This is a genomic window from Streptomyces sp. NPDC002817, assembly GCF_053592055.1.
In genome coordinates, this window is the sequence record NZ_JBSFUY010000106.1 from 1 (window position 1) to 1,619 (window position 1,619).

Below are 1,619 nucleotides of genomic sequence, written 5' to 3' on the forward strand. Positions count from 1 at the left end.
CCGCGCTTGACGCCGATCAGGGCGTCCATCAGGCGCAGGCCCTCGAAGGCGTCGCGGGCGTAGCGGACTTCGCCCTCGTAGATCTCGTGCAGGTCCTGTTCGACATACGCACGGGTGAGGGCGGCTCCGCCGAGGATGACCGGGAAGTCGGCCGCCAGCCCGCGCTGGTTGAGCTCCTCCAGGTTCTCCTTCATGATCACCGTGGACTTGACCAGGAGCCCGGACATGCCGATGACGTCGGCGCGGTGCTCCGCGGCGGCTTCCAGGATGGCGGAGACCGGCTGCTTGATGCCCAGGTTGACCACGTTGTAGCCGTTGTTGGACAAGATGATGTCGACGAGGTTCTTGCCGATGTCGTGCACGTCACCGCGGACGGTCGCCAGCACGATGGTGCCCTTGCCGTCGTCGTCCGTCTTCTCCATGTGCGGTTCCAGATAGGCGACGGCGGTCTTCATGACCTCGGCGGACTGCAGCACGAACGGCAGCTGCATCTGCCCGGAGCCGAACAGCTCGCCGACGACCTTCATACCGTCCAGAAGAATCTCGTTGACGATGTCCAGAGCCGGACGGGACTGCAGGGCCTCGTCGAGGTCGGCCTCCAGACCGTTCTTCTCGCCGTCGATGATGCGGCGCTTGAGACGCTCCTCCAGCGGCAGAGCGGCCAGTTCCTCGGCCTTGCCCGCCTTCAACGACTTCGCCGTGGCGCCCTCGAACAGGGCCATCAGCTTCTGCAGCGGGTCATAGCCCTCCGCACGCCGGTCGTAGACGAGATCGAGGGCGGTCTGCACCTCCTCCTCGCTGAACCGGGCGATCGGCAGGATCTTCGACGCGTGCACGATCGCCGAGTCCAGACCCGCCTTCGTGCACTCGTCCAGGAAAACCGAGTTGAGCAGGATCCGGGCCGCCGGGTTCAGACCGAACGAAATGTTCGACAGACCCAGCGTCGTCTGCACATCCGGATGGCGACGCTTGAGTTCACGGATCGCCTCGATGGTGGCGATGCCGTCGCCCCGGGACTCCTCCTGACCCGTGCAGATGGTGAAGGTCAGGGTGTCGATCAGGATGTCCGACTCGTGGATCCCCCACTTCCCGGTCAGATCCTCGATCAGCCGCTCGGCGATGGCGACCTTGTGCTCCGGAGTGCGGGCCTGGCCCTCCTCATCGATGGTCAACGCGATCAGCGCGGCACCATGCTCCTGCGCCAGCTCGGTGACCTTCGCGAAACGGGACTCGGGACCGTCCCCGTCCTCGTAGTTGACCGAGTTGATGACCGCACGGCCACCGATCTTCTCCAGGCCGGCCCTGATGACAGGGACTTCGGTCGAATCCAGCACGATCGGCAGCGTCGAGGCGGTCGCGAACCGGCCCGCCAGCTCCTCCATGTCGGCCACACCGTCACGGCCGACATAGTCCACGCACAGGTCGAGCATGTGCGCGCCCTCACGGATCTGATCGCGGGCCATCTCCACACAGTCGTCCCAGCGGCCCTCCAGCATCGCCTCACGGAACTTCTTCGACCCGTTCGCGTTCGTCCGCTCACCGATCGCCATGTACGACGTGTCCTGCCGGAACGGCACCGCCTGATACAGGGAGGCAGCACCCGGCTCGGGGCGCGGGCT

The 1,619-nt window shown here is 65.7% G+C and carries 1 protein-coding gene; it reads right to left on the reverse strand.

Annotation, left to right across the window (positions count from 1 at the left end; all coding sequences use genetic code 11):
- Positions 1-1,619, reverse strand: a 1,619-nt coding sequence (locus ACWD3I_RS49175) for a dihydropteroate synthase (protein WP_451084472.1), incomplete at both ends; no start/stop codon positions are given.